Consider the following 26639-nt stretch of genomic DNA (forward strand, 5'->3'; position numbering starts at 1 on the left):
ACCTGTGCCCGGCGCCCCCGTCCTCCGCGCCAGAACCCGCAACCGCTTCCGATCCCCATGAAACCAGGCGGCAGGCAGATTTTGGCGGTCCGGCAGCAGCGCCGTTCCGGTATCCCCCGCATCCCGTTCGCGAACCGCTCCGCGCTGGCGTTGGCCGCGCTGATCCTTGCCAGCACCGGCGCGCGTGCCGCCGACCCGCCCGGCACGGCAGTGGCCGCTGCCACTGCTGAAACGCTGCCCGACGTGGTGGTCAGCGCCACCCGCGGCGAGCAGCGCCGCTTTGATGCGCCGGCGGCGGTGGACAGCGTGCCGGTCGGTCCGCTGCGCAGCGCCACGCCGCTGGTGAACCTGTCCGAGGTGCTGGCCGGCGTGCCGGGCGTGGCGGTGCGCGACCGGCAGAACTACTCGCAGGACCTGCAACTTGCGGTGCGTGGCTTTGGCACGCGCTCTACCTTCGGCGTGCGCGGCGTGCGCCTGTATGTCGACGGCATCCCGGCCACCATGCCGGACGGGCAGGGCCAGGCTTCCACTGCCGACCTTGCCAACGCCAGCCGCGTCGAGGTGCTGCGCGGCCCGTTTGCGCAGATGTATGGCAATGCGTCGGGCGGCGTGGTGCAGGTGTTCACGCCCGATCCGCCCAAGGATGGCTTCAGCGGGCGCGCGTCGACGGGGTTCGGCTCGGATGGCCAGTGGCAGGCGGGCATCGCGCTGGCCGGCGGCAACGACCGGCTCGGCGGCTCACTCAATGCCTGGACCTACCAGACCGACGGCTACCGCGACCACAGCGCGGCGCGCCGCTACCAGCTCAATGCCAAGGTCGTGGCGCAGCCGGCCAGCGGCACGCGCGTGACCGGCCAGTTCAACTATTTCAACCAGCCGCTGGCGCAGGACCCGCTGGGGCTCACGCGTGCGCAGGCCGATGCCAACCCGCGCCAGGCGGTGCCCGCGGCGACCCAGTTCGATACCGGCAAGAATGTCGAGCAGACCCAGGCCGGCGTGGTGGTGGACCACCAGCTGACCGGGACCGACAGCTTGTCGGCACGCCTGTACGGCGGCACGCGCAACCTGTACCAGCGGCTGGGCCTCAGCGGTGCCGCGCCGAATTCGGCCGGCGGCATCGTCGACCTGGACCGCACCTACGGCGGCGCCGCGCTGTCGTGGAGCCGGCGCGCCACCACCGCCGCCGGCCTGCCGCTGCTATGGAGCGCCGGGCTCGAAGCCAACGGCATGCGCGATGGCCGCAACGGCTACGTCAACCAGAACGGCACGCAGGGCGCGCTGCGCCGCGACGAGACCAATACCGCGACCGACCTTGGCGCCTTTGCGCAGTTCGACTGGAGCTTCCACTCGGCGTGGCAACTGGTGGGCGGCGTGCGCGCCAGCCGGGTGCGGCTTGGCATTGACGACCACTTCATCAATGCGGCCAGCCCCGACGACAGTGGCAGCGCGACCTACAGCAACGTCAGCCCCGTGCTTGGCGTGGTGTGGCACGCGCTCGATTCCCTCAACGTCTACGCCAACCTCGGCCGCGGCTTCGAGACACCGACGCTGACCGAAGTCGCCTACGGCCCAGGCGGCGTCGGCAGCAACCTGGGGCTGCAGGCCTCTACCAGCCGCCAGGGCGAGATCGGCATCAAGTGGCAGGCGGCGGGGCAGCGGCTGGAGGCGGCGCTGTTCGATGCCGACAGCCACGACGAAGTGGTGCCCCAATCGAACAACGCCGGGCGCACCGTCTACCAGAATGTCAGCGGCGTGCACCGGCGCGGCTTTGAACTGGGCTGGCGCGGCGGCTTCCTCGGCGAGGTGGGCACGCCGGGCAAGGGCGGCGGCGGCCGTATCGAGGCAGGACTGGCCTATACCTGGCTCGATGCTTACTTCGGCGACAGCTTCGTCAACGCGCAGGGCCAGACCGTGGCAGCCGGCAACCGCCTGCCCGGCACCGCGCGCCACAGCCTGGGCGCGGACCTGTCATGGCGGCCGGCAGCGCCGCTGACGCTGGGGGCCGAGATGCGCGTGGACAGCCGCGTCTACGCCGACGACCTCAACACGCAGGCCGCGCCCGGCTATGCGGTCTTCAACCTGCGCGCCGGCTATGAGTTCCGCATCGGCCCGACCCGGCTCTACGTCTTCGGCCGCATCGACAACCTCACCGACCGGCGCTATATCGGCTCGGTGATCGTCAACGAGGCCAACGGGCGGTATTTCGAACCCGCGCCCGGGCGCCGCTTCTTCCTGGGCCTGCGCGCCGCCCTTTGAGAGTGGCTAGCTCCTGACCAGCAGCACCGGGCAGTGCGCGTGGGCAAGGACTCGCCTGGCCACCGAGCCGATGATGGCATCCAGGAAGCCGCCGCGGCCGTGCGAACCCATCACGATCAGGCTGGCGCCAATGCTGCCCGCGTACTCGACGATGCGCGCCGGCGCGAAGCCGACGACGCCATGGCACTCGAAAGCGATACCGGCCTCGCCCAGGATGCTGGCCACGGACTGCATCGCCTTGTCGTTCTGTTCGCGATGCCAGGCATCGAGGGTGTGCCGGTCGATGAAGGTCTTGATGTCGCCAGCCACATCCGGCTCGCAGTGCATCACGTGCACCACGAAGTCGCGGCTGAACAGGGGATTCTGTACCAGGTAGCGCGCGGCCGCGTCGCTATAGGCCGACCCGTCGGTCGCAAGCAGGATCTTGTTCATGGCATTGCTCCTTATGTGCGCCTGTTTCCCGCCCTGCGCTCGCGCGACGCGCAGTGGCTACCCAGCTCGTCGCCGGCGTGTGCAAGTGTGCGCCGGGCCCTGGCCTGGCTGACCAGGACCGACACCAGCAACGTCATGGCGACGGCGCCGAGAGACCAGTGCACCGGCACATGGAACCACGGCTCGGCCAGCATCTTGGCGCCGATAAAGGCCAGCACGATGGCCAGGCCGTACTTCAGGTGTTGGAAATGCTGCGCCAGGTTGGCCAGCAGGAAGTACAGCGCCCGCAGCCCCATGATGGCGAAGATGTTGGAGGTGAAGACGATGAAGGGGTCGGTGGTGACGGCGAAGATGGCCGGAATGCTGTCGACGGCAAACACCAGGTCGGTCGCCTCGACCAGCAGCACCACCAGGAACATCGGGGTCGCATGGCGCAGGCCGTCCATGCGCACGAAGAAGCGCTCGCCGTGATAGTCCGCGGTGACCCGCATATGCGCGCACAAGAAGCGAACGATGGGATTGCGCGAGAGATCGGGGGCACGCCTGGAGACGAACAGCATCTTGATGCCGGTGAACAGCAGGAACACGCCGAACACATAGAGGATCCACGAGAATTCGCTGATCAGCCACACGCCGGCCAGGATCATGGCGGCGCGCATCACGATGGCGCCGACCACGCCGAACAGCAGCACCCTGCGCTGCAACTCCGGCGGCACCGCGAAATAGCCGAAGATCATCGCGAACACGAACATATTGTCGACCGACAGCGACAGCTCGATCAGGTAGCCGGTATAGAACTCCAGCACCTTGCGGTCCGCGGTCTCGCGTCCGGTGCTCCCGGCCAGCAGCCACCAGAGGGCGATGCCGAAGAGCAGGGCCAGGGTCGACCAGGTCAGGGTCCAGCCCAGCGCTTCACGTGTCGAAACACGGTGCGCGCGCCGGCCGCCAAGGACGAAGATGTCCACGACCAGCGTCCCCAGCACCAGGACCAGGAAGCCGGCCCACATCGGGGCGGTGGCAAAGGTATCCATGCCGCTAGTGTCCTGCGCCGTCGGCAGATGTCATGGCAAGTTCCTCGCGGCGCGGGGCACTAGGCCCGCCTTCCATCCCGGTGCGTCGTGCGCCGGGCGTCCGGCTCGCCGCAGTAATGCAGGATCTCGGCGCGGGCGGTGTTGCGCAGGCGCATGGCGGCCGGCCAGTCTGCGCCGTCCGGCCAGAGCGGGCTGCCGAATACCACGCCGATCGGCCCCCGGCGCGGCAGCCACTGGCCGTCGCGCAGCACCGAGCGGGTGCCGCGGATGGCGACCGGCACCACCGGCGCGCCGGCCCGCGCGGCCGCCAGGAACGCGCCGGAGCGGAAGGCCTGAAGCCCCGGGGCGCGCCCGAAGGTGCCTTCGGGGAAGAACAGCGCCGAATGCCCGGCGCGCACCGCCGCCACTACGCGCTCCACGTCCTCGTGTTCGCGCACGTTATCGAAGCGGTCGATGAAATCGGCGCCGATGCTGGCCAGGTAGGTGCCGGGAATGCGCTGGCCCTGCAGCTCGCGCTTGGCGACCATGCATACCGGCGCGGGCAGCGCCGCCACCAGCACGATGCCATCCAGGTAGCTGGCGTGGTTCGAGACCAGGATGCAGGGCCGGTCGCGCGGCAGGTGCTCAAGCCCTTGCACGAACCATGGCACCGCGCCCAGCCTGAGAAACAGCCGGGCAGCGTGGTGGCTGAGCGCCCAGCCCAGTGCCGGCCGGTGCAGTGCAACTGATGCCAGCCAGGTTGCCGGCGCCAGCGCGGCGAACAGGAGCCAGGCATAGAGGGCGTAGGACAGGCCCGCGGCGGTCTGCCGGCCGCGCCGCAGCTCCGGCCGCAGCGCGCGCCAGCCAAAGCGCGCGATCTGCAGCCAGGGCGCCTCCACGCCACGGCCGGGCCGTCCGTGCTCGAAGCGCTCGCGGCAGGCGGCGCGCCGGATCTTGCCGCTCGATGTCTTCAGGATGCTGTGCGGCGGCACCAGCGCGATATGGTCGGGCGGCATGCCCAGCACGTCGAGGGCGGTCTTCAGCGCCTGCCGGTGCAGCGCGCGGCGCGCCTGCACATCCTTCTCGGCGGTTTCCGCCATCACCACGATGCGTTCGGTGCCGCTCTCCGGATCGGGACTGCCGAACACGGCCACGCAGCCCTTGCGTATGCCGGGGATGGCGCCGACCGCCTGCTCCAGTTCATAGGGATAGATATTGCGGCCGCCGCGCACGATGGTTTCCTTGGCGCGCCCGGTGATATAGACCTCATCGGCGGCGATATAGGCATAGTCGCCGGTGTTCAGCCAGCCGCGGTCGAACAGCTGGCGGGTCTGCACGGGATTGCGGAAATAGCCGCTGGTGGCCGAAGGGCCGCGGAACTGCAGCAGGCCCTCATGCCGCTCACCCAGTTCGCATCCGGTGGCGTCGACGATGCGGACTTCGTGGCCGGACAGCGGCCGGCCGCAGGACGGGAATTCCAGGGTCTTGCGCTCACCATTGGGCTCGCGTTCGCCGGCGGGCACGGCCACGGCAGTGCGCGTGAACTCGGCGCGGTCGATGCGGTCGGCGGCCAGCCCGCGGCCCAGCGGCGGAAAGGTCAGGCCCAGCGAGGCCTCGGCCAGCCCGTACACAGGCGCGGCGGCCTGCGGGTGCAGGCCGTAGCGGGCAAAGCGCTCCATGAAGGCGCGCATGGTCTGCAGGCTCACCGGCTCCGCGCCATTGAAGACGAAGCGCCAGCTGGAAAGGTCCAGGCCGGCCAGGTCGGCATTGGCCAGCTTGCGCAGGCACAGCTCGAAGGCAAAGTTGGGCCCGCCCGAGAGCGTGCCGCGGTACTTGTGGATCGCCCAGAGCCAGCGCTCGGGCCGCGCCAGGAAGGCAAGCGGTGACATCACCACCAGCGGGTAGGCGTAGTACAGGCTGCCCAGCCAGGCGCCGATCAGGCCCATGTCGTGATAGAGCGGCAGCCAGCTGACAAAGACGTCCTGCGAGCCGACGGCAAGGGTCTTGCCCATGGCGCGCAGGTTGGCCAGCAGGTTGGCATGGCTGAGCACGACCCCCTTGGGCGAGCCGGTGCTGCCCGAGGTGTATTGCAGCAGGGCGATGTCGTGCGTGCGCAGCATCGGATGGACCGGGGCGCCGCCGCCGTCCTCCAGTTCCTGCGGCGTGAGCACGCTATGCAGCGTTCCCGTGCTGGCCTTGAGCAGGGCCGCCAGCGGCCGCGCCTGGGCCACCGTGATCAGGATCGGCGCCTGCGCGTTGGCCAGGATGCCGGCGTGGCGCTGCAGGTGGTCGCCGATCTGCGCCAGCCGCGCCGGCGGGTAGAGCGGTACCGGAATCCCGCCCGCCAGCAGCACGCCGCAGAAGCTGTAGAAGTACTCGGGGCTGGTGGGCAGCATGATGGCCACGGCCGTGCCCGCGCTCACGCCGCGGGCGACCAGTCCGGCGGCGATGGCCGCGGCGCGGCGGTGCAGCTGCGCAAAGCTGATCTGCGTGTCTGCGCCGTCGCCGTCCTGCAGGATGATGTGGGTGCGCTCCGGGTGGCTGCGCAAGTGCCAGCGCAGCACGTCCGGCAAGGTGGCGGCGCCCTCGGGCGCCTGCGCCGCCGGGGCAGGGCGGGCCTGGCGCAGGTGCGCGCCGCTTGCGCCAGGCGGGAGGTCCTGGGCGGCGAGCAAGGCACGCAGCAGCGCGCGCGGGGTGTCGGCCTGGGCCAGCACCTGCTCTGGCAGGCTGACGCCGAAGCGGTGTTCAAGGCGGGTCAGCAGCTCGGCGCGCGTCAGGCTGTCAAAGCCCAGTTCGCCTTCGAGCGTGCTGTCCAGCGCGACCGTCACTTCAGACTCTGCCGGCGGGCGCATGGCCGAAGACATCTCCCGCACGATGCCGAGCAGGGCATCCTCGTAGTTCTGCCTCGGGGGAGAATCCGCTTTCATGCGCGTACGGCCTCTGTCCACGCAACGCCGCGGCCGCCGCCGAATTCTGGCTGGCACGGCGGCCGTTCCGGATGGCGCCTGGACTGACACCCTAAAGATAGCCCGCGTGCGGAAATTGTCGAGGCAGGTGCCGAACCGGGTACAGGCCGGCAAGCCCCCGACTGCACGCCGATCCGGCAGCATCGTGCACATGGCAAAGAAATTCGCGCTCGCACGCGGGCTGCCTCTCTATGCTGGAAGGTAGAGCGCTGACGCGCATTCCCGAGGATGGCAACGTCATGAACGACGATGCAGCCCTGGCCGGCCGGATCCTGGAGGTCGCCCTGATGCTCGGCGAGCGCAGCGGTTGGGACGCCCTGCACCTGCATGACGTCGCCGATGACATGGGCATCGGCCTGGACCAGATTCATCGACATTACCTGCAGAAGGACGACCTGGCCGAGGCCTGGTTCGAACGTGCCGACCTTGCGCTCGTGCGCGCTGCCACGCGTGAAGGCTGGGCTGCCCTATCGCACCGCGAGCGCCTGGAGCAGGCCATCCTCGCCTGGCTCGAGGCGCTGGCCCCGCACCGGCAACTCACCGCCCAGATGCTGCGCTACAAGCTGCAGCCAGAGCACGTGCATCTGCAGGTACAGGGCCTGCTGCATATCAGCCGCACCGTGCAGTGGCTGCGGGAATCGGCCCGCCTGCCCGAATCCGGCTGGCGCCGCGAAGTGGGGGAGGTCGTGCTGACCGGCATCTTCCTCTCCACCTTCGGCTACTGGCTGCGCGACCGTTCGCCGGATACCGGGCGCACGCAAGCCTGGCTCGAACGGCAACTGCGCTGCGCCGAGCGCCTGGCCTGGCGCCACCCTGGCGACAAGGGGGGCCGGTCGGGATGGATACGATCACGCATGCCTTGATGGGAGCGCAGGCCGCGCTTGCCATCCCCATGGCCGAGGCCCCCGGCCGGCGACTCAGCACGCGCGAGCGCCTGCTGCTGGGCGCTGCCGCCGGTGCCTTTCCGGATATTGATTTTCTGGGCTTCCTGGTCCATCCGCTGCGCTTCCTGGCGCAGTGGCACCAGGGGCCGACCCATTCGCTGCTGCTGCTCCCCGCCTGGGGCGCGCTCCTTGCTGGCCTGTTCTGCCTGGTGGCCCGCCGGCGCGAGGCGTGGAGAGATGCGCTGGCGGTCAGTTGCCTCGGCGTGGCCAGCCATATCGCGCTGGACCTGATCACCGTCTATGGCACCCGCATCTTCTATCCCGGCTCCGAGCGGCGCTTCAGCCTTGGCACCAGCTTCCTGGTCGATCCGTTGCTGAGCGGCATCGTCGTGTCCGGCCTGGTCCTGGCACTGTTCCTAGCGCTGCAGTGGCGCAGTCGGGCCGCCCTGGCGGGGATCGCGCTGCTGTGCGCCTATGTCGGCGCCCAGGCCGTGCTCAGGCAACGGGCGCTGGAACTGGGCAACGAATCCTTGCGCGCCGCCGGCATCCAGGCGCAGGGCGTGGACGCGCTGCCCCAGCCATTTTCTCCGTTCAACTGGAAACTGATCGCCCGCGCGGAGACAGACTACCGCGTCGCCCACGTCAACCTGGCCGGGCATCCGGCCTGGGTGCCGCAATGGCAGGTGCTGGGGCGCCTGCCGGCCATGGCCAGGGCCTACGAGCCGCCCGCGTGCATGGCCTGGACACAGCGGCCGCGGCTGCCGGAGGCGCCGGCTGAGCAGGCGCTGGCATGGCAGCTCTGGGTGCGGCCGGACTTTGCCGATTTCAGGCAATTCGCGGTCTATCCGGCCTTGTCCGCCATCACGGCGATGCGGGCATCGCCATCCGTGCCGCCGGGCGAAACAGTCGCCTGCGTCTGGTTCACCGACCTGCGCTACGACCTGCCCGCGCTGGAAGACACCTTCCGCTATGGCTACTGCCGCGACAGTGCGCAGGCACCGTGGCGGCTGTACCGGCTTGCCTATTTCAGCCAGGACCAGCGTCAGCGCCTCGACTAGCATGGCAGCGAAGCCTCTGTCGGAAAGCGGTCATTGACGCTGACTTACCGTGACCGGGACGATTTTTTCCAGTTGGTCCAGCAACAGCTCCTTTTGCTGGGCCGGCAGCTTGACCAGACTGGGATACATGTTAATCAATGCCAGCCGTTGCGAAGACGACTTGGAGGGCAGCAGCATGAGCAACCCCGCCTTCTCACGGTCGGACAGCGATGACAGCTGCGGTAGCGCGCTGAGTTGCACCATACTGGCGGACCCAACCGAAGGCACGGCAGCTTCGTCCGTCACGGCCGACGGTGCCCATTTTGCCCCTCCTGGCGACGTGCTTTGCGCGGCCAATGGGCTCGGTCCCGACGAAGCTTGCTGCGTGGCTGCCATTGATGCGGGGGCGGAATCCCCTCCGCCGCATCCGGTAAGCAGCAGACTGAACAGCAGCATCCACCGAGCATGCAAAAAATGGCGCGGTGCATGCCACCCGTGGCAATTAAGGTGAACGTCTTGTTGCATGGTCAAGCATCCGATGATTCAGGAAAAAGCGGGCGTGGCACCGCATGAAATGCTGGTACCAGCCGCCACCGATTGCAGACGTGCCAGCGGATGCTGGCACGCCCATCCCTATGGCTTAGGACGCCCTCGCGTATCAGCCGAATGTGCCGAAGCCTGTGCTAAGTCAATCAAGGACCCACGATGCTGATATAAGGCTGGGTGAAGCCCGCGAAGGTGACCGTATACACGAAACCCGCAAGGGTTGGGCCCGCGATCAGCTGCTTGGTCCAGTTCCCGTTGGGGCAGGTGGCCGCGTTTAGTAACTCCTGGGTGGTCGGCGCCGTCGTACTGAGCGGCGGCACTACCAGCTGCCCGTTCCTGGAAGGTCTCAGGGTTCCCGACGAAGTAGCGTCCGTGGACTGCGTCTTCACCTCGACGATCTGGCCGCCATGGTTTGTGCACTGCACGGTGCCTGAGTAAGTCGCTGACAGAATCGCTGTCGCATTAGTTTTGCCGACCCCCCCGATGGTGGTCCCGGTACAGCTGACATCCTGGCTGGAATTTACGGTGCATACCGGCTCGGCAGAGCCGCTTGCATAATGTGCTCCGCTGGGCCCATTGGCGGCAATGGTTTCGGCCCAAGCTGCGGGAGCGACCAGCACCGCAGCCAATGTAACTAAAGCTAGATTCCTCATCTTTTTCTCCAAGAATCCATTGAGCCCCCGGATGAGAAAAATTGGCTTGCTGTTTACTTTTTTCTTCGCTCCGCAGTATTCAGCAGATCCTTAAAGCTATGATGGTTACCTCCTCGCTTCGTATTAAAAAATATGCGCTTCAGCATTGCTGCAGAATTTACATTTTGGTATGTAATAACGTTCTCGAAAGTATAGTTAAAGCAAGGCGGCGAACTGGAGATTTCTTTTGGTTCAGGGGAAGTTGTGCGCTGTATTTTTGGGCGCAATGGCTGCCCAGTCGACCTATACTTATTTTTTTGCCGCGCTGCAGATCCACAAGGTTGTCATCGGCCGCATTAGGCAGCAACATGCGCTGATACCGGCCCACCGAGGCTGGTTGCCCAACAGGCATGGCCAGGTGCGGTTCTCAATTCTTATTAATAGAAAAACGACAAAGCGGAAAAACGACAAAGCGTCGTACGATTTCAGCGTGCGGCTCCAGACTCGTCGAAGTGGCGAATAAGTCTGCCTTTGCGTTGCACGTAATACAGGCTATGCCGACAATGCGGTCGCCGCCAAGGCGCGTCGGATGGCTGCGTCGGGTCGGCGAGAGACAGTGAGCAGGCATGCGCGGGCCCGGGGCTGGTACAAGGGCGCGGACCTTGTGGCCTACTGCGTGTTTGGCATGCGGGTCGGCAAGGGAAAGGATTTGCGCCGGCAGCCGCTGGAGCGTCCACTCCGTCGACTTCTGGCCGAGCCGCGTGCAGGGCTTCTGTACGCGGATAGCGTCGAGGATGGCGCGTGGCTGTACGGCCATGCGCTCTCACCGGGGTGGAGGGAGTGGTGAGGAAGCGCGCCGGCTCGCTGTATCAGGACGGGGAGCGCTCGCGCGAATGGATGAAGATCAAGCGTCCCGGCGCCGTGCCGCCGCCGAGGTTCACCCGGTAATCACGTCTCAATAGGCAAGTAATTGCCCTATTCGCCGTTGAAACACACTTAATGGCGCAATGGTTTAGATACTCTGGCGGATGCCGATTCAACTACCATCATTCAGCATGGAATGTGCGGGGCTGCTGTTTCGCCTCGCATTTAAGGCCCTCGGGGAACCCCCCGGTCCCCGGGGGCTCTTTTTCTTCATTAGATGGGCGACATCACTGAATGATGCATTGGCATATTCTGTTTCCGCCAAGTTTCAAGCGAAAGAGTGTCGAAGTCACGCACTGATGCTCGCGCTGGCGGTGGGTAGTCGCAAAGCGCGCGCCGGGTTTGCGCGCTAGTACGCAGCCAACGCCGTTCAGCCCTTGGGCGGGATGATGGTCTTCGACGCCGTGACACGGCCGGCGATGGACAGCACGGCGCCAAGGATCGACGTGACCACGTCGAGCGTATAGTCCTGCAAGGTCTGTCCGGCTGCCATCTCCGGCAGCGATCGCACTGCCGGGCCCGCGTTGTGCCGCAGCCTGTAAGCAGCAGCACAACGGCAATCAGGGTGGAGCCTTTCCAGGCTCGCGGTCGCGTTGATAAGTGTGACGTCGATGCTGCCGCGCGGCCTTCTCGCTGTCGAAAGTAGCGCTGATGCGCTGTCCCTTCATGCGAACCAGGGCACGAACCGTGTGCCCCCGTTGCTCGAAATTAGCCATTCTGGTGCACCGCTATATGTGTGTTTTTGCGACGGATATACTAGCTCCGCAGTGCCCCAAAGCGTCGGTTTGGGGCACATTCGTTTCCACCTACCCACACTGAAACCCCATGTTTCCCAGCCGTTTTCGTACTGATAACCGAGATTCCAATATCATGCTGTGGGTGGTGGCGGTCGGCTTCTTCATGCAGACGCTGGACTCGACCATCGTCAACACCGCGCTGCCGTCGATGGCGCACAGCCTGGGCGAGAGTCCGCTGCGGATGCAGTCGGTGGTGATTGCCTACTCGCTGACCATGGCGGTGGTCATCCCGGCCTCGGGCTGGCTGGCGGACCGCTTCGGCACCCGCACCATCTTCCAGACCGCCATCGGGCTGTTCGTGGTGGGCTCGCTGCTGTGCGCCTACGCGCCGTCGCTGAACTTCCTGATCGGCGCGCGCGCGGTGCAGGGCGTGGGCGGGGCCATGCTGCTGCCGGTGGGGCGGCTCTCGGTGCTGCGCACCTTCCCGCGCGAGCAGTATCTGCAGGCGCTGAGCTTCGTCGCCATCCCCGGCATGATCGGCCCGCTGATCGGGCCGACGCTGGGCGGCTGGCTGACGCAGGTGCTGTCGTGGCACTGGATCTTCCTGATCAACGTGCCGGTCGGCCTGCTGGGCGCACTGGCCACGGTGCGCTATATGCCCAACGCGCGGCTGACAGGCATCGGGTCCTTTGACATCGCCGGCTATCTGCTGCTGGCCATCGCCATGCTGGCGCTGTCATTCTCGCTCGACGGGCTGGCCGGGCTGGGCTTCCAGCACGCCACCGTGCTGATGCTGCTGATCGCCAGCATGGCCGCGCTGACCGCCTACGGGCTGCACGCCAACCGGCGCAAGCAGCCGCTGTTCCCGCTGCGGCTGTTCCGCATCCACAGCTTCAGCGTAGGGCTGCTGGGCAACCTGTTCGCACGGATCGGCAACGGCTCGATGCCGTTCCTGATTCCGCTGACGCTGCAGGTCAGCCTGGGCTATTCGCCATTCAATGCGGGCCTGATGATGCTGCCCGTCACCGCGGCCGGCATGGCCTCCAAGCGCCTGGCCACGCGCCTGATCCAGCGCTACGGCTACCGCCACGTGCTGGTGGCCAATACCTTCGTGGTAGGGCTGGTGATGGCAGCCTTTGCGCTGATCACGCCGCAGCTGCCGCTGTGGCTGCTGGTTCCGCTGCTGGCGCTGTTCGGCATGGTCAATTCGATCCAGTTCACGGCCATGAACACGGTCACGCTGAAGGACCTGAGCGGGGCCGGCGCCAGCAGCGGCAACAGCATGTTGTCGATGGTGCAGATGCTGTCGATGAGCCTGGCCGTGACCTCGGCGGGCGCCTTGCTGGCGACCTTCCAGCATCGCTTTGGCGGCGATACCGCGGCGGTGCTGCCTGCGTTTCATGCCACCTTTGTCTGCATGGGGCTGATTACGTGCGCGTCGGCCTGGATCTTCATGCAGCTGGGCGTGCGGGAGCCCGCGCCGGCGATACTGGTGCAGCATGGCGAGAAGGAGGTGTGAACAACTGCGTGGCACATGGGCCGCTTCGGGGGGCGGCCGCGAACTTACCCGGCACTTCTCGGCTCCTATCCACATGAGCCGGCAGCGCCCGGTGCAAGGAGGCGTCCATGCAGCCGACAGGCAAGTCCGGGTCCGAACCCGCCATCCCGCCGTCGCCAGGCCCCGCTGCCGGCGGCAGCACGGTGCCGCGCTCGGCCCCGGCCACCCCTGACGGCGCCGGCGCGGTGCCGGGGCCAGTGGCGGCGCCCGGCAAGGTCCATGCGGCGGCGCGGCCAGCGCTGGTCACGCACCGGGACTGCCCGCCGCCGCACACGTTGCCCGGCTGCGCCTGCGCCGACATGCTGTCGCCCGCGGCGCGCTACTGCGAACTGTTCGTCGATGTCCAGCACAGCGGCCTGTTTGCCGACAGCAAGACCTTCCCTGACTGCATTCCCAACTGCGACCCGGACCTGATCGTGGCGCGCTACCGCGAAACGCGCGACACGCCGGGCTTCTCGCTGGCCGATTTCGTGCAGGCGCATTTCACCCGCGCCATCGTGCCGGAGAGCCACTACGTGTCAGACCCGGCCAGCACCCTGCGCGAACACATCGATGGCCTGTGGCCGGTGCTGACGCGCGAGCCCGTGGCCCATCCGCCGCTGTCGTCGTTGCTGCCGCTGCCGCACCGCTACGTGGTGCCGGGTGGGCGCTTCGGCGAGCTGTATTACTGGGATTCCTACTTCACCATGGAGGGCCTGGCCGGCAGCGGGTGCGGCGAGCTGATGGTGGAGATGGCGCGGAACTTCGCCTACCTGATCGACACGTATGGCATGGTGCCGAACGGCACGCGCAACTACTACCTGAGCCGCTCGCAGCCGCCGGTGTTTGCGCTGATGGTGGACCTGCTCGAGCGCGAGCAGTTGGGCAGCGCCATCGACTTCCTGCCGCAGCTGCGCCGCGAATACGCCTTCTGGATGGACGGTGCCGACTGCGTGCGGCCCGGCCACGCGCACCGGCGGGTGGTCTGCCTGCCCGACGGCGTGGTGCTGAACCGCTACTGGGACGACCGCCCGTGGCCGCGCGAGGAAGCCTTCCTGGAGGACATGGAGACCGCGATGCGCAGCGGCCGGCCGCATCACCTGGTGTTCCGCGACCTGCGCGCCGCGGCGGAATCGGGGTGGGACTTCAGTTCACGCTGGCTCGATTCGCCATCCACGCCGCCCGGCCGGACCGCGGACCTTGCCACCATCCGGACCACGGCAATGTTGCCGGTCGACCTCAACGCACTGCTCTGGCACCTGGAAACGCGCCTCGCCGCGCTGTGCGAGCAGACCGGCGATGCCGCGGCAGAGGCTTACCGCGCGGCAGCGCAGCGGCGCGAAGCAGCCATCCTGCAATACATGTGGGACGACCCAGCGGGCGCCTTTGTCGACTACGACTGGTGCCGCGGCGCGCCGCGGCTGTGCCTGACCGCGGCAATGGTGATGCCGCTCTATCTCGGTCTTGCGCGGCCGCCGCAGGCGCAAGCCGTGGCGCAGGCGGTGAAGGACCGGCTGCTGGTCGACGGCGGGCTGGCCACCACGGAATGCACCTCTGGCCAGCAATGGGACCAGCCCAACGGCTGGGCGCCGCTGCAATGGCTGGCCGTGCGCGGGCTGGCACGCTATGGTCACGACGACCTGGCGCGTGAGATCGCGCAGCGCTGGCTGGCGACCGTGGCCAGTCTCTACATCCATGAATGCAAGCTGGTGGAGAAATACCGCATCCGGAATATCGGAGCCCGGGCCTTGGGCGGGGGTGGGGGCGAGTATCCGTTGCAGGATGGCTTTGGTTGGACCAATGCGATTGCGGGCGCGTTGATGGCTCTCTATGGAGAGGTGCCGGCAACGTGCCGGGCGGATGATGTCGCGAGCTGAGGGGGCCCGTTCAAAACTTCACTGAAACACTCATCCAGTACCGCCGCCCATCCTCGACATACCCATAATCGGTGTAGTTCACCTGCTTGTCGAAGAGGTTGTAGATACCAGCAAACACCGACACGTTCCTGGTGACCGCATAGGTCGCCCCCAGGTCGAAAAAGGTGTATGACGGCGCCACCACGGTGCTGGAAGACGGCCCCGTGATCGGCTGGCTTTCCTTGCCGCGGTAATTGACGCGCGCCCAGGCGTTGACCCGCTCGCTCGGCCGTCAGTTCAGCGTGGCCACCAGCAGGTGCATCGGCAACTGGTTCAGCGGCTGGCCCTGGTACCGTCCGCTCTTCTGTTCTGACTTGGTATAGGTATAGCTTCAGGTCAGCGACCACGCTTGCGCGATCGGCCAGCGCAGGCTGGCTTCCACCTCGCGCGAGTAGGCGCGGTCCACGTTCATATAGGTAGTCGGGTCGGCGCCGAACCGGTTTGGTCCGTCGGTGCACTGCGTGGTCGGGCAGGCGACGCGCGTGATCTTGTCCTTGACGTCGTTGTTGAACAGCGTCACGCCCGCCTGCAGGCCGTTGCCCTTGTCATAGAGCAGGCCCAGTTCCTGCGACACCATCGTCTCACAGTTGCGCAAGCAGCGCGTCGACCAGGTGATCCTTGCGGGCATGGCCGCCAATCCGTGCGTCGAATCCCATCTGCGTGATCTGCTGGAGCAAGGTTTCGAAGTTGCTGTCGTGCGCGACGCCGTAGCAGGGCCGAAGCTACCCGAAGGGGATGGGTATCACGCGGCACTGGTCAACTTCCGCTTCATCGCAAACGCGCTGTGGGATACCAACGAAACCGTGCAGCGGTTGGCAGGAAAGATTGAAGCAGCCGCGTAGCGCCTGGCGCGGCAATGGCAGGGTGCATCAATGTCTGGTTCAAAGAATGCATAGAGGCGACTCACATGCCCAAGATTCCTTCGCGCTACAGCTATTTCGCCTATGGCGTTATCCAGGCCGGCTTGACCTGCTCCATCGCTGCTGCCATCGCAAGCCTTCCATTTGCAGAAGAAGGCCAGTTCTTTCAGCACTGGCTAAGGTCCTGGAGCGTTTCCTGGCTGACCATGCTGCCGGTTGTCGTGTCGGCTACGCCCATCATTCGCCGCCTGGTCGATCGCATGACAAACCACTCTTAGGTCATACCGTCCCATGTCGATGGTCGATGGCCTAGTTGAAAACGATAAACATGTGCCTGTTGACTGCGTCATCGCTCAACTACATTGAAGCCTGCACAAACCAGCACGCATCGGCACCATGACCAAGAACCTGACGCTCAGGCATGCGGAAACGGAAGCCGAGATCCATGCCTGCTTCCCGGTTATGCGGCAACTGCGCCCCAAGCTGCAAATGCCGGAAGACTTTCTCGACACCTTCATGCTGCAAAGCGGACAAGGGTACCGGCTGCTCGCGCTCTGGGACGATGGCAAAGCTGTTGCGCTGGCCGGATATCGGCGTCTTGACAACCTGATCCACGGGCGCTTTCTGTACGTCGATGACCTGATCACCGATGCCGAAGGCCGGGGGCAGGGTCACGGCGAGCGTCTGCTGCGGGCGCTTTGCGAGCTTGGACGCACAGAAGGCTGCCAGCGACTTGTCCTGGATACCGCACTCGCGAACGCGCTGGCCCAGCGCTTCTATTTCCGTTCCGGCCTGCTCGCCAAGGGCCTCCACTTCTGCATGGAGTTGCAATGAAGCCCCTCAGCCTGCTGCTGCTCGATTGCAGCCCGCGCCGTGACTATCCCACGAGCCAGCGCTCCGAGTCGATCTGGCGCGGGGATGCCGCGTTCCCTAACATGGAATCGTTCCACCTTCCTCAGCACGGAGAAGCATCATGAAGATTGTCATCATTGGCGGGACCGGCCTGATCGGCTCGAAGACCGTTGCCATTCTGCGCCAGGGCGGCCACGAGGTCGTGGCCGCCTCGCCCAAGAGCGGTGTCAACAGCATCACTGGCGAGGGGCTCCAGGAGGCCCTCGCCGGCACTCAGGTGGTGATCGACCTTGCCAATTCCCCGTCGTTTGAAGACAAGGCGGTGCTGGAGTTCTTCGAGACCTCCGGCCGCAACCTTCATGCGGCGGAGACCAAAGCGGGCGTTCAGCACCATGTCGCGCTGTCCATCGTCGGCACCGACCGGACGCCCGAAAACGGCTATTTCCGTGCCAAGGTCGCGCAAGAAAAACTTATTGAGGCCTCCGGCATCCCCTACACCATCATCCGCTCGACCCAGTTCATGGAATTCATCGGCGGCATCGCCGATTCCAGTGCGCAAGGAAATGTCGTCCACCTTTCGCCTGGGCTGTTCCAGCCGATTGCGGCGGACGACGTTGCCGCAATCGTTGCCGATGTAGCGCTCGCGCCACCGCGAAACGGCATCGTCGAGATCGCCGGCCCGGAACGAGCCCCGTTCAACGAGATCGTCGCCCGCTATCTCAAGGCGGTTGGCGACCCGCGTGAAGTCGTGCGCGACCCCGAGGCCCGCTACTTCGGCGGCCGGGTCGAGGAACATTCGCTCGTGCCGTTGGGCGAGGCGCGCCTCGGGCGCATCGGCTTAGAGGAATGGCTGCGTCAATCGCAGCAACGATAGTCCGCAGGGCGCATGCCCACGTAAGTAGCAGCGCTTTCGTCAGTACCACATTGAGCAGATCACCAGGAGCAAACATGACCCAACGTACGAATTACTTCCAGCAATCCCCGGAACTGTCCAAGAAGCTCATGGAGTTCGGCGCGCTGTTCCAGAAGACCACGATCGAAGAGCCCATTCGCGAGCTCGTCGAGATTCGCGCATCGCAGCTCAATGGCTGCGCGTTCTGCGTCGACATGCATATCAAGATGGCGAAGATCCACGGCGAGCGCGAATTGCGCCTGCATCATGTGGCGATCTGGCGCGAGTCGACGCTGTTCTCGCCGCGCGAACGCGCCGCGCTGGCCTGGACCGAGGTGCTGACCAGGCTTCCCGCCGAAGGCGTGCCCGACGATATCTATGAGCGCGTGCGCACCCAGTACAGCGAGAAGGAACTGTCTGACCTCACCTTCCTAGTGGGGGCAATCAATACCTGGAACCGCCTGAACGTGGCTTTCCGCATGGTGCCTGGTTCGTCGGACAAGGCGTTCGGGCTCGACAAGGCCAACCTGGAGTGATGCCATGAAGACGGTCACTTCCGTTGCGGCAGCACTTGTGCTGTCGTGCCTGACGGTTGCACAGCCGGCCGCCGCCGCGCCGGAGGCGAGTGTCACGCCCCTGGCCAAGGAAGCGTTGCCCGAATATCCGGGGAAGGAAGCCGAGATGATCATCGTGGAGTATCCGCCGGGCAGCGCCGATCCCGTGCATCGCCATGACGCCCACGCCTTCGTCTACGTGCTCGAGGGCAGCATCGTCATGGGCCTCAAGGGCGGAAAAGAGGTAACGCTCAAAGCGGGCGATACCTTCCACGAAGGTCCCAACGATATCCACACCGTCGGACGCAATGCCAGCAAGACGCAGCCAGCAAAGTTTGTCGTGTTCCTGATCAAGAACAAGGGCGCGCCGATCCTGACGCCGGTGAAGTAGTCGACGTCCATTCAGGCACCGGCAATGCCGGTGCGCACTGTCCGGCACGGCAAGAGCGGCGCTACCGCTTGCTCTTGCCGTGCCGCTGTTTTCCAGGGTGGTGTGAAGGGTTGTGGGACGGAAATTGATACTACGTCGGTTTCTTGGCAATATCACCATGACAAAACCAGGTCCCGGGCAGCGATCTGGTCGGTGGTGAGGGCGGTTGGCCGTGCTGCCTGCCGCAGTTCGGACCTCGGACCCGCGACCTGCCCCACCGCCGCGAGATGCGCACCATGCACCTGGGAAAATCGTACACAATAACCGAGTTCTCGTTCTGGTCGAGACGGCAACTTTATGCCTCGCTAGCGTGCGGTTCGCTGCCCGTAGTCCTTTATCAGTTCTTCGGGCTGAAATGGCTGTCGGTCCCGGTCTCGGTTGTGGTGCTGCTGGGCACGGCCACGTCATTCATCGTGGGTTTCCGGAACGTGCAGACCTACAGCAGGGCCCTGGAGGCACAGCAGATCTGGACTGAGATCCTGAATGGCAGCCGGTGTCTGGGTGTGATGAGCCGGGACTTTCTGGCAGGGCAGGCGGCCGGGCGGGATCTGATTCTCCGGCATTGCGCGTGGCTGACGGCGCTCCGCTATCAACTGAGAACCCCAAGGATCTGGGAAAGCGCGGGCAAGGCATCCAACGTGGAGTACCGGAAGTACTACCGGGTTCCAGAGTGGGAGACTCCATTGCACGAGGCGCTTGCGCGGTATCTGCCACAGGCCGAACTCGACTCGCTTGCGCACGCCGAGAGCAAGACAAGCCGGTTGCTGGGAACGCAGTCGGCGACGATCAGGCGGCTCCTTGACGCTGGCGAGATCGGCAATGCCTTCTATCTGGAGTTGGTAGGATCGATCAAAGGCTTGTTCGCGCAGCAAGGACGGGCGGAGCGTATCAAGGACTATCCGTATCCCAGGCAATATGCGGTCGTCAACAAGCTCTTTGTCCGTACTTTTTGTCTGCTACTGCCTTTTGGCATTCTTACGGAATTCGAAAAGCTCAATGCCAGCGTTTCAGGCGTCATGCATGGCAGCATGATCTGGCTGGTCATTCCATTTAGCACGATGATCTCCTGGATGTATCTCGCGCTGGAGCAAGTGGGCGAAAGCACGGAGAACCCGTTCGAAGGAAACGCCAATGATGTGCCCATGGCACAGATCTGCCGGAAGATCGAAAACGAACTCATGGACATGCTTGGCGAGAAGTGCGATATCCCCGCGCCAACGGCCGAGCACGGTATTGTCCTCTGACCACTCAAGGTTATCGCTTTAGTCAGGCGTCCTGTCATGACTGCGGGACGTGCGTCGTCTGTTCACTCAGTGCGCAGCCGCTGCAGTGGCCGCGGAGCCGCCCCTGGCGGGCTTCGTGAGCCAGATCAGCGGCACGATGGCGACGAAGATCACGCCCGAGATCCAGAAGATGTCGTTCAGGCCCAGCATGATGGCCTGCGTGTTCAGACCGCGTTCGAAGTAGGCGGCGGCCTGGCCCTGCGTGAATCCCATCGTCGCTTGCAGCGATTCGATTGTCCTGGCGTACAGCGGGTTGTGCACGCTGGCCTGTTCCGCCAGCTGCGCGTGGTGCAGGATGGCGCGGTTGTTCCAGCCGGTGGTCGCGAGCGACGTACCCACCGCACCGCAGAACACGCGGACGAAGTTTGACAGGCCTGCGGCGGCGGGAACCTTCTCGGGCGGCTGGCCGGACAGGATGATGGCCGTCAGCGGCACGAAGAAGAGTCCGGTCGGAATGCCTTGCAGCAAGGTAGGCAGCACCAGCGTGTAGGTATCCACGCCCGTGGTGTAGTGCGAGCGCATGAAGTACACCGCCGCGAATCCCAGGAAGGAGAGGGTGGCGAGCACGCGCAACTCCGACTTCGGCAGGATCTTGCCCACCACCGGGGCCATCAGCACGGCGAAGATGCCCAGCGGCGCGGTCACCAGCCCGGCGTTGACGGCCGGGTAGGCCAGGTACTGCTGCATCCACTGCGGCAGCACGACCAGGTTGGCGAAGAACACCGCAAAGGCGACCGAGATGGCAACGGTGCCGGCCAGGAAGTTGCGGCCCTTGAACAGGCGCAGGTCGATGATCGGATTCGGTTCGGTCAGCTCCCAGATCACGAAGAAGATGAAGCTGAGCAGCGCGACGATGCCCAGCCCGATGATGACGGGCGAGCTGAACCAGTCCAGGTCCTTGCCCTTGTCGAGCATGATCTGCAGCGACGCAACCCAGGTGACCAGCGATGCCAGGCCCACCACGTCGATCGACAGCTTGCGCGTCGGCGTTTCTCGGTCGCGGTAGATCGCCCAGGTCACGGCAGCGGCGAACAGGCCGACTGGCACGTTGATGTAGAAGATCCACGACCACGCGTAGCTGTCGGTCAGCCAGCCGCCCAGCGCCGGGCCGGCGATGGGGCCGACGGTGGCGGTGATGGCCCACAGCGCCAGAGCGGTGGCGCTTTTTTCCTTGGGGTACGACGACAGCAGGATCGATTGCGACAACGGGATCAGCGGCCCGGCCACGGCGCCCTGCAGGATGCGCGCGGCGAGCAGCGTGGTCAGGTTCGGCGCCACGCCGCATAGCCAGGACGACAGCACGAACAGCAGGATGGCGCCGACGAACAGGCGGACCTGTCCGATCCGCTGCGTGAGCCAGCCGGTCAGCGGGATCGCGACAGCATTGGCCGCGGCAAACAGCGTGATCACCCAGGTGCCTTCATCGATCGACACACCGAGGTTGCCGGCGATCGTCGGGATCGCCACATTGGCGATCGATGAATCCAGCACGTTCATGAAGGTGGCCAGGGCCACGGCGAAGCTTCCCAACAGGAGCTTGCCGCCGGTGAGCGGGGCTGGCACGAGTGAGGTCTGGGCTTGGGGTTGCAAGATGCGCTCCGGGGTTTTGGGCCGCTTTTTCTGATGGGTCAGTTAAATTGGCGGGGGAAGGCGATTGGCGTGATGCCGCTCATGCGCCGGAGGCGCTGCCGGCAACTTGCGCCGTGCGCTTGATCGCCTGAGGCTGCTGCGCAACTTGCGAAGCTGGCGATGATTGCCCCACAGCTGACTTGCCGTTGCTGTTCTGCGCGATGATCCGCGTGATCTCGCGGTCGGCCTCTTCGCCGTAGCGCTGGAATACTTCGGTGCGATAGGCGGTGCGTTGCGGTACTTCCGCGCCCGGGCTCAAGGGCGAACCGGAATCCATGCGCGTTTCCACGTCGACCTGCATCGACAGGCCGATCTGCAGCGGATGCTTGCGCAGCTCCGCCGGATCGAGCTGGATGCGCACCGGCAGGCGCTGCACGACCTTGATCCAGTTGCCCGTGGCATTCTGCGCCGGCAGGGCCGAGAACGCGCTGCCGGTGCCGGCCGACAAGCCGATCACCTTGCCGTGATAGGTCACGCCGCTGCCATACAGGTCGGCGTGGAGCTCGACCGGCTGACCGATGCGGATGTGTTTGAGCTGGACTTCCTTGAAGTTGGCATCGACCCACACGCCGTCGAGCGGCACGATGGCCATCAGGGGGTTGCCGGGGGCAACTCGCTGGCCCACCTGCACCGAGCGCCGCGCCACATAGCCGGTCACGGGGGCCGGCAGCGTGTTGCGGGCGTTGGCCAGGTAGGCGTCGCGCACCTTGGCGGATGCGGCCTGCACGCTGGGGTGGTCGGCTACGCTCGTCTTGTCGGTCAGCGCATGGTTGGCAGCAAGCTGCTGGCGGGCGGTCTCGAGCGCGGCTTCGGCGGTCTTGACGGCGTCACGGGCATGCGCCACGTCTTCCGCTGCGACGGCGCCGGATTCGGCCACCCCGGTGCGGCGGCGCAGGTCGTCCCGGGCGCGGTCCAGGTCAGCCTGGCGTTGCTTGACGGTGGCACCAAGCACGTCATTGTTGACATAGAGCGCGCTGACCTGGCGCACGGTCTGGCCGAGGGTGGCCTCCGCATTGGCCAGCGCCACCGTTGCATCGGCAGCGTCGAGCGTCACCACGGGCTCGCCGGCCTTCACGATTTGCGTATCATCGGCATTCACCGCGATCACCGTGCCGGCGACCTGCGGCGTGAGCTGGACGAGGTTGCCGTTGACGTAGGCATCGTCGGTGTCCTCGTGGAAGCGGGCCACGGTGTAGTAGTAGGCGCCATAGCCGGCGGCGGCGAGCGCGCTGGTCAGGCCGAGCAGGGCCAGCAGGCGCTTGCGGGTGTTCCTGGCGGACGTCGGGGTGGCCGCGGCGGGTGCGGTTTGCGGGTCGGCCGGTGTGGTCTTGGTCGTATCGTTCATGGCGTTAACTGAAACTTAGTTTCTTGCGTCGAGAGGAGAATCAGCGGACCAGGGCCGCCTTTGTGGTCGATTCGGAAGCATCGGTAAAACCGCCGCCCAGCGCGGCGGCCAGCGCAATCTGCCGGTCGCGGCGGTTCATGCGCAGGTTGGCCACCACCTGGCTGCTGCGCAGCGCGTTGGTCTGTGCGTTCAGTACGGTCAGTTGCGTGGTCAGGCCGGCCTTGTACTGCGCCAGCGCCAGCGTCAGGGCGCGTTGCGCGGCCGTGTCGCTGCGTACGGCGTTGTCGATCTGCGCGTCGACGGCGCGGATGTCAGAGAGCTGGGTGGCCACGTCGGTCAGGGCGTTCACCAGCGTCTCGTTGTAGTTGGCGACCGCGAAGTCGAACTCTGCATAGCGGCCCTTGAGCTGGGCGCGCAGCGCACCGCCGTCGAAGATCGGCAGGTGGATCGCGGCGCCGCCCGAGGCGGTGCGGCTGGCGGCGCGCAGGAAGCGCCCCCACCCGATGGCGTCCAGGCCGATCATCGCCGTCAGGTTGATGTCCGGGTAGAACTCGGCCTTGGCCACCTTGATGTCGTGCAGGGTGGCGTCGACGCGCCAGCGCGCGGCAACGATGTCGGGGCGGCGCGAGACCAGGTCGGCCGGCAGGTTGTCGGGCAGGCGGACGTCGTCGCCGGCGCCGAGGTTGGGGCGGGCGATCGCCAGGCCGCGGTCCGGGCCCTGGCCGAGCAGCGCGCCGAGCTGGTAGCGGGTGCGCTGGATGCTGCCTTCCAGCGCGGCGACGGCGACTTCGCTGGCGGCGAGATTGGCCTCGGCGGTGCGTTTCTCGACTTCGGTCTCCAGGCCCATGGTCACCCGGCCGTTGGTCACGCGCAGCACTTCGCGGCGCTGTCTGACTTCGTCGCTGGAGATGTCGAGCAGCGTGTAGAGGCGGGCCAGTTCGTTGTAGGCGCGCGCGATGGCGCTGCTCAGCGTCAGCTTCACCTGTTCGGCCTCGGCTTCGCCGGCATGTACACCAGACACCGCGGACTTCAGCGCCTCGCGGTTCTTGCCCCACAGGTCGAGGTCATACGAGGCGTTGATGAACGCCTTGTTCTCCGACTGCCACGTCCCGGCGAACTGCGGCGGCACCATCGCGTTTTCCGTGTAACGCTGGCGGTTGAACGAATAGCCTGCGCCCACCTGCGGCAGCGTGTTGGCATTGGCGCCCTCGCTGAACGCCACCGCGGAGGCCACGCGGGCACGGGCCTTTTCCAACGACGGGCTCCCCTGCAGCGCTTCCGTGATCAATGCCTTGAGCTGGGCGTCGCCGAACTGGTCGGCCCAGTCCGCCGAAGGCCAGTGGCCCTGCTCGGCGGGGATGCTTTGCGTGGTGGTGTAGGTGGTAGGTTCGGCGATTTGCTTGTCGCTGTGGATGCCGGCGTAGTTGGCACAGGCGCTCAGGAATGCTGCTACCAGCACCGACAGCAGGAGACCGGCAAAGCGGCAGGCCAGGCGGCGCGCTGCCGGGAGAGTAATTTGACTGAGCATTTTCTGATCTGTCAGTTAAGTGGGTAAAAAAAGGCGGGCACAGGCCCTGGCACCTTTTGACCAAATCAACCAAATGGGCAAAAAAGAGGCGTTCAGGCGCCCGCAAATTTGGCAAGCAGCCGGCGGAACTCGGCAAATTCTTCCTTGCTGAAGTTCCTGAGCCGCTGATTGAGTACTTTGGGGGCCACATCCGGGATGCGCTCGGCAACTTCCTGGCCCTTTCGGGTCACCGTCAGGTTGACCACACGGCGATCGTCGAGACTGCGGCTGCGTGACAGCAGGCCCTTGGCCTCCAACTTGTCCAGCATGCGGGTCATCAGGCCGGTGTCGATGCCCAGCAACTTGCTCAGCTCGAAGGGGGTGGTAGCGACGCCATGCGTGAGCGACATCAGGATCCCCATCTGCTGGCCCGTGATGTCCAGGTCCTTCAATGCCGCATCCATTTCCATCAGCAGCGTGTTGCGGGCGCGGTTGAGGAAGAAGCCGATGCTCTGGGTGATCTGGAAGTCTTCCTTTGAGTAGTGGTCCATGGCGAGTTTCCTTGCTTGCTGACGAGACAATAGCTGATCTGTCAGATAGTTGCAAGGAGGGGCAATGGTGCTTTTCGTGCAAAATCTGGCGGTTTCCCAGAAAGCCTTTGCAACAAGGGTTTCCGGCAAATCCATGCCTGTTGGCGGTTGCGAATGAGGGGGCGACATTATTTCTCGCGATCACAGGGCAATGACGCAGCTGGCCGAACTGCACCTATAATGCTTGATAACACAACGATTGATCGAGCAATAAAGTGACCCCACAGCCAGAAAAGTCTGAGGTCAACGGCCAGGTGCTGCCGTTTCGCGAGTCCCTGCTGGCCATGCTTGGCGTGGCCTTTGTGGTGATGCTGGTGGCGCTGGACCAGACCGTGGTCGGTACGGCGCTGCCGACCGTGGTGGCCGAGCTGCAAGGCTTCGAGTACTACGCCTGGGTTGCCACGGCCTACCTGCTGACATCGGTGATCACCGTGCCGGTGTTCGGGCGGCTGGGGGACTATTACGGGCGCAAGCCGTTCGTGCTGGCATCGATCGTGGTCTTCTCGGTGGCCTCGGCGCTGTGCGGCATGGCGCCGAGCATGCCGTTCCTGGTGCTGGCGCGCGCCCTGCAGGGGATTGGCGGCGGCATGCTGGTCGGCACCGCCTTTGCCTGCATTGCCGACCTGTTTCCGGATACGCATGTGCGGCTGCGCTGGCAGGTGATGATGAGCGCGGCATTCGGCATTGCCAATGCGGTGGGGCCGTCGCTGGGTGGGCTGCTGACGGAGTGGTACGGCTGGCGCGCGGTGTTCTATGTCAACTTGCCGGTGGGCGTGCTGGGGCTGTGGTTTGCGTGGCGCTACCTGCCGCACCTGCGCCAGCAGGCACATAGCGGGCCGATCCGCGTGGACTGGCTCGGTGCCTTGCTGATCGCAGGCGGGCTGGGGTGCGTGCAGCTGAGCGTTGAACTGCTGCCGGCGCGCGGGATCGACGCCTATACCGGCGGCTTGCTGGTGCTGGCGGCGGTGGCACTGGTGGCGCTGTGGCAGTGGGAGCAGCGTTGTGCCAACCCGATCCTGCCGGTGGAGATGTTCCGCAACCCGGGGCTGGCGCCATTGTTTCAGCTGGCGGTGTTCACGGGCTTCACCATGTTCGCGCTGCTGCTCTATGCGCCGCTGCTGTTCCAGGGCGGCTTTGGCTATTCGCCGAAGGAGGCTGGCATCCTGATCACGCCGCTGGTGGTCTGCATTACCGTGGGCAGCATTCTTAACGGCCGCATCGTCACGCGCATTCGCCGCCCGAATACCATGCTCTATGCCGGCTTTGGCATGCTGGCGGTGTCCTGCCTAGGCCTGTCGCAGGCCACGCGCAGTATGCCGCACGGCGTCTTGCTGACGATCATGCTGATCGGCGGGTTCGGGCTCGGCTTCATCATGCCGAACCTGACGGTGTTCGCGCAGCAGACAGCAGGGCGCGAACACCTTGGCATTGCCACGGCCATGCTGCAATCGCTGCGCATGGTGGGTGGCATGGTTGGCACCGCGATCGTGGGCACGCTGGTCACGCGCAGCTATACCGGAGGTGTGGAACATGCGCTGGCCGCCGCCAATGCCGGACAGTGGACGGCGCGCATGGCGGACCCGCAGGTGCTGATCGACAAGGCGTCGCAAGTCGCGTTGCTCGGCCAGCTTGAGCAAGCCGGGCACAATGGCGCCCTGCTGCTGGAGCAGGCGCGCGTGTCGCTGGTCAGTGCCATCCACCTCGGCCTGGTGGTCGCTGCGGTGGCCGCCGCGCTGGGCGTGTGGTGCGCCCGCCGGGTACCGTCGATCAAGCTGACCCGGGCGCCGGCGCCCGCCATGGCCGCCGACTGACGCGCCGGC

At 65.6% G+C, this 26639-nt stretch carries 22 protein-coding genes and 2 pseudogenes; 13 read left to right on the forward strand and 11 right to left on the reverse strand.

The window, feature by feature from the left end; translation table 11 throughout:
- Positions 1–57: 57 nt before the first annotated feature.
- Entirely contained in the window at positions 58–2256 is a 2199-nt protein-coding gene (locus AC1Q7H_RS24170; protein WP_492381825.1) for a TonB-dependent receptor family protein, read from the forward strand.
- Positions 2257–2262: 6 nt separating this feature from the next.
- On the opposite strand, the gene AC1Q7H_RS24175 is transcribed toward AC1Q7H_RS24170, so the two are convergent.
- The 3 genes from AC1Q7H_RS24175 to AC1Q7H_RS24185 are packed head-to-tail and all read right to left on the reverse strand — an operon-like array spanning position 2263 to position 6625.
- Positions 2263–2688, reverse strand: a complete 426-nt coding sequence (locus AC1Q7H_RS24175) for a universal stress protein (protein ID WP_013953686.1) — start codon at positions 2686–2688, stop codon at positions 2263–2265.
- Positions 2689–2699: 11 nt separating this feature from the next.
- Positions 2700–3719 carry a TerC family protein gene (locus tag AC1Q7H_RS24180; protein WP_211982057.1) on the reverse strand — a complete coding sequence of 340 codons (1020 nt, stop codon included), beginning with the start codon at positions 3717–3719 and terminating at the stop codon, positions 2700–2702.
- Positions 3720–3778: 59 nt separating this feature from the next.
- Positions 3779–6625 (reverse strand): AMP-binding protein, encoded by a 2847-nt coding sequence (locus AC1Q7H_RS24185; protein WP_013953684.1) that lies wholly within the window; start codon positions 6623–6625, stop codon positions 3779–3781.
- 278 nt (positions 6626–6903) lie between these two features.
- Here AC1Q7H_RS24185 and AC1Q7H_RS24190 point away from each other — a divergent pair, with 278 nt between their 5' ends.
- Together AC1Q7H_RS24190 and AC1Q7H_RS24195 are read left to right on the forward strand one after the other, a co-directional pair.
- The gene (locus AC1Q7H_RS24190; RefSeq protein ID WP_041228937.1) at positions 6904–7527 is read left to right on the forward strand and encodes a hypothetical protein; all 624 of its coding nucleotides are present in this window, start codon (positions 6904–6906) and stop codon (positions 7525–7527) included.
- Positions 7503–8606 (forward strand): metal-dependent hydrolase, encoded by a 1104-nt coding sequence (locus tag AC1Q7H_RS24195; protein WP_492381826.1) that lies wholly within the window; start codon positions 7503–7505, stop codon positions 8604–8606. The genes AC1Q7H_RS24190 and AC1Q7H_RS24195 overlap by 25 nt, the downstream gene beginning before the upstream one ends.
- 30 nt (positions 8607–8636) lie before the next feature.
- Here the strand turns inward: AC1Q7H_RS24195 and AC1Q7H_RS24200 are convergent, their stop codons facing one another.
- The 3 genes from AC1Q7H_RS24200 to AC1Q7H_RS24210 form a co-directional block, all read right to left on the reverse strand.
- Complete coding sequence (locus AC1Q7H_RS24200) at positions 8637–9110, reverse strand: FAM174 family membrane protein (RefSeq protein ID WP_249221317.1); 474 nt, start codon at positions 9108–9110, stop codon at positions 8637–8639.
- Positions 9111–9277: 167 nt separating this feature from the next.
- Entirely contained in the window at positions 9278–9784 is a 507-nt protein-coding gene (locus AC1Q7H_RS24205; RefSeq protein ID WP_211982051.1) for a hypothetical protein, read from the reverse strand.
- A 1273-nt stretch (positions 9785–11057) separates the two neighbouring features.
- Positions 11058–11180, reverse strand: a complete 123-nt coding sequence (locus AC1Q7H_RS24210) for a hypothetical protein (RefSeq protein ID WP_256449323.1) — start codon at positions 11178–11180, stop codon at positions 11058–11060.
- A gap of 332 nt (positions 11181–11512) precedes the next feature.
- On the opposite strand from AC1Q7H_RS24210, the gene mdtD reads away from it, so the two are divergent.
- Entirely contained in the window at positions 11513–12943 is a 1431-nt protein-coding gene (mdtD, locus tag AC1Q7H_RS24215) for a multidrug transporter subunit MdtD (RefSeq protein WP_492381827.1), read from the forward strand.
- Between the two features lie 107 nt (positions 12944–13050).
- Entirely contained in the window at positions 13051–14838 is a 1788-nt protein-coding gene (treF, locus tag AC1Q7H_RS24220) for an alpha,alpha-trehalase TreF (protein WP_492381828.1), read from the forward strand.
- Positions 14839–14848: 10 nt separating this feature from the next.
- Here the strand turns inward: treF and AC1Q7H_RS24225 are convergent.
- A pseudogene (locus AC1Q7H_RS24225) lies at positions 14849–15460 on the reverse strand (TonB-dependent receptor domain-containing protein); the annotation flags it as partial.
- Position 15461: 1 nt separating this feature from the next.
- Here AC1Q7H_RS24225 and AC1Q7H_RS24230 point away from each other — a divergent pair.
- The 7 genes and pseudogenes from AC1Q7H_RS24230 to AC1Q7H_RS24260 form a co-directional block, all read left to right on the forward strand.
- Positions 15462–15719: pseudogene (locus tag AC1Q7H_RS24230) on the forward strand (isochorismatase family protein); the annotation flags it as partial.
- A 65-nt stretch (positions 15720–15784) separates the two neighbouring features.
- On the forward strand, positions 15785–16015 hold the full coding sequence (locus AC1Q7H_RS24235) for a DUF2798 domain-containing protein (RefSeq protein WP_211982045.1): 231 nt from the start codon (positions 15785–15787) through the stop codon (positions 16013–16015).
- Positions 16016–16133: 118 nt separating this feature from the next.
- Positions 16134–16571 carry a GNAT family N-acetyltransferase gene (locus AC1Q7H_RS24240; protein ID WP_153953338.1) on the forward strand — a complete coding sequence of 146 codons (438 nt, stop codon included), beginning with the start codon at positions 16134–16136 and terminating at the stop codon, positions 16569–16571.
- Between the two features lie 139 nt (positions 16572–16710).
- Entirely contained in the window at positions 16711–17463 is a 753-nt protein-coding gene (locus AC1Q7H_RS24245) for an SDR family oxidoreductase (protein WP_153953339.1), read from the forward strand.
- 74 nt (positions 17464–17537) lie between these two features.
- A complete protein-coding gene (locus tag AC1Q7H_RS24250; RefSeq protein WP_013953672.1) occupies positions 17538–18017 on the forward strand; it encodes a carboxymuconolactone decarboxylase family protein in 480 nt (159 codons plus the stop codon).
- Positions 18018–18021: 4 nt separating this feature from the next.
- Entirely contained in the window at positions 18022–18426 is a 405-nt protein-coding gene (locus tag AC1Q7H_RS24255; protein WP_013953671.1) for a cupin domain-containing protein, read from the forward strand.
- A gap of 275 nt (positions 18427–18701) precedes the next feature.
- Positions 18702–19709, forward strand: coding sequence for a bestrophin family protein (locus AC1Q7H_RS24260; protein WP_492378683.1), 1008 nt, complete (start codon positions 18702–18704; stop codon positions 19707–19709).
- A gap of 66 nt (positions 19710–19775) precedes the next feature.
- Here the strand turns inward: AC1Q7H_RS24260 and AC1Q7H_RS24265 are convergent, their stop codons facing one another.
- From AC1Q7H_RS24265 to AC1Q7H_RS24280, 4 genes are all read right to left on the reverse strand, one after another.
- Complete coding sequence (locus AC1Q7H_RS24265; protein WP_013953669.1) at positions 19776–21338, reverse strand: DHA2 family efflux MFS transporter permease subunit; 1563 nt, start codon at positions 21336–21338, stop codon at positions 19776–19778.
- A 79-nt stretch (positions 21339–21417) separates the two neighbouring features.
- On the reverse strand, positions 21418–22722 hold the full coding sequence (locus tag AC1Q7H_RS24270; RefSeq protein ID WP_211982041.1) for an HlyD family secretion protein: 1305 nt from the start codon (positions 22720–22722) through the stop codon (positions 21418–21420).
- 40 nt (positions 22723–22762) lie between these two features.
- Positions 22763–24250, reverse strand: coding sequence for an efflux transporter outer membrane subunit (locus AC1Q7H_RS24275; protein ID WP_492381829.1), 1488 nt, complete (start codon positions 24248–24250; stop codon positions 22763–22765).
- A gap of 92 nt (positions 24251–24342) precedes the next feature.
- Positions 24343–24780, reverse strand: a complete 438-nt coding sequence (locus AC1Q7H_RS24280) for a MarR family winged helix-turn-helix transcriptional regulator (RefSeq protein ID WP_211982037.1) — start codon at positions 24778–24780, stop codon at positions 24343–24345.
- A gap of 323 nt (positions 24781–25103) precedes the next feature.
- Between AC1Q7H_RS24280 and AC1Q7H_RS24285 the strand changes: the two genes are divergently transcribed.
- Entirely contained in the window at positions 25104–26630 is a 1527-nt protein-coding gene (locus tag AC1Q7H_RS24285) for an MFS transporter (protein ID WP_153953379.1), read from the forward strand.
- The last annotated feature ends 9 nt before the right edge of the window (positions 26631–26639 follow it).

This window comes from Cupriavidus sp. GW823-FHT06D04 (assembly GCF_058795055.1).

Bases quoted from the DNA above. Each gene is read 5' to 3' on its own strand.
- AC1Q7H_RS24170 (WP_492381825.1), top strand. From the start codon at position 58: ATGAAACCAGGCGGCAGGCAGATTTTGGCGGTCCGGCAGCAGCGCCGT.
- AC1Q7H_RS24175 (WP_013953686.1), bottom strand. From the start codon at position 2,688: ATGAACAAGATCCTGCTTGCGACCGACGGGTCGGCCTATAGCGACGCG.
- AC1Q7H_RS24180 (WP_211982057.1), bottom strand. From the start codon at position 3,719: ATGGATACCTTTGCCACCGCCCCGATGTGGGCCGGCTTCCTGGTCCTG.
- AC1Q7H_RS24185 (WP_013953684.1), bottom strand. From the start codon at position 6,625: ATGAAAGCGGATTCTCCCCCGAGGCAGAACTACGAGGATGCCCTGCTC.
- AC1Q7H_RS24190 (WP_041228937.1), top strand. From the start codon at position 6,904: ATGAACGACGATGCAGCCCTGGCCGGCCGGATCCTGGAGGTCGCCCTG.
- AC1Q7H_RS24195 (WP_492381826.1), top strand. From the start codon at position 7,503: ATGGATACGATCACGCATGCCTTGATGGGAGCGCAGGCCGCGCTTGCC.
- AC1Q7H_RS24200 (WP_249221317.1), bottom strand. From the start codon at position 9,110: ATGCAACAAGACGTTCACCTTAATTGCCACGGGTGGCATGCACCGCGC.
- AC1Q7H_RS24205 (WP_211982051.1), bottom strand. From the start codon at position 9,784: ATGAGGAATCTAGCTTTAGTTACATTGGCTGCGGTGCTGGTCGCTCCC.
- AC1Q7H_RS24210 (WP_256449323.1), bottom strand. From the start codon at position 11,180: ATGGCAGCCGGACAGACCTTGCAGGACTATACGCTCGACGTGGTCACG.
- mdtD (WP_492381827.1), top strand. From the start codon at position 11,513: ATGTTTCCCAGCCGTTTTCGTACTGATAACCGAGATTCCAATATCATG.
- treF (WP_492381828.1), top strand. From the start codon at position 13,051: ATGCAGCCGACAGGCAAGTCCGGGTCCGAACCCGCCATCCCGCCGTCG.
- AC1Q7H_RS24235 (WP_211982045.1), top strand. From the start codon at position 15,785: ATGCCCAAGATTCCTTCGCGCTACAGCTATTTCGCCTATGGCGTTATC.
- AC1Q7H_RS24240 (WP_153953338.1), top strand. From the start codon at position 16,134: ATGACCAAGAACCTGACGCTCAGGCATGCGGAAACGGAAGCCGAGATC.
- AC1Q7H_RS24245 (WP_153953339.1), top strand. From the start codon at position 16,711: ATGAAGATTGTCATCATTGGCGGGACCGGCCTGATCGGCTCGAAGACC.
- AC1Q7H_RS24250 (WP_013953672.1), top strand. From the start codon at position 17,538: ATGACCCAACGTACGAATTACTTCCAGCAATCCCCGGAACTGTCCAAG.
- AC1Q7H_RS24255 (WP_013953671.1), top strand. From the start codon at position 18,022: ATGAAGACGGTCACTTCCGTTGCGGCAGCACTTGTGCTGTCGTGCCTG.
- AC1Q7H_RS24260 (WP_492378683.1), top strand. From the start codon at position 18,702: ATGCACCTGGGAAAATCGTACACAATAACCGAGTTCTCGTTCTGGTCG.
- AC1Q7H_RS24270 (WP_211982041.1), bottom strand. From the start codon at position 22,722: ATGAACGATACGACCAAGACCACACCGGCCGACCCGCAAACCGCACCC.
- AC1Q7H_RS24275 (WP_492381829.1), bottom strand. From the start codon at position 24,250: ATGCTCAGTCAAATTACTCTCCCGGCAGCGCGCCGCCTGGCCTGCCGC.
- AC1Q7H_RS24280 (WP_211982037.1), bottom strand. From the start codon at position 24,780: ATGGACCACTACTCAAAGGAAGACTTCCAGATCACCCAGAGCATCGGC.
- AC1Q7H_RS24285 (WP_153953379.1), top strand. From the start codon at position 25,104: ATGCTTGGCGTGGCCTTTGTGGTGATGCTGGTGGCGCTGGACCAGACC.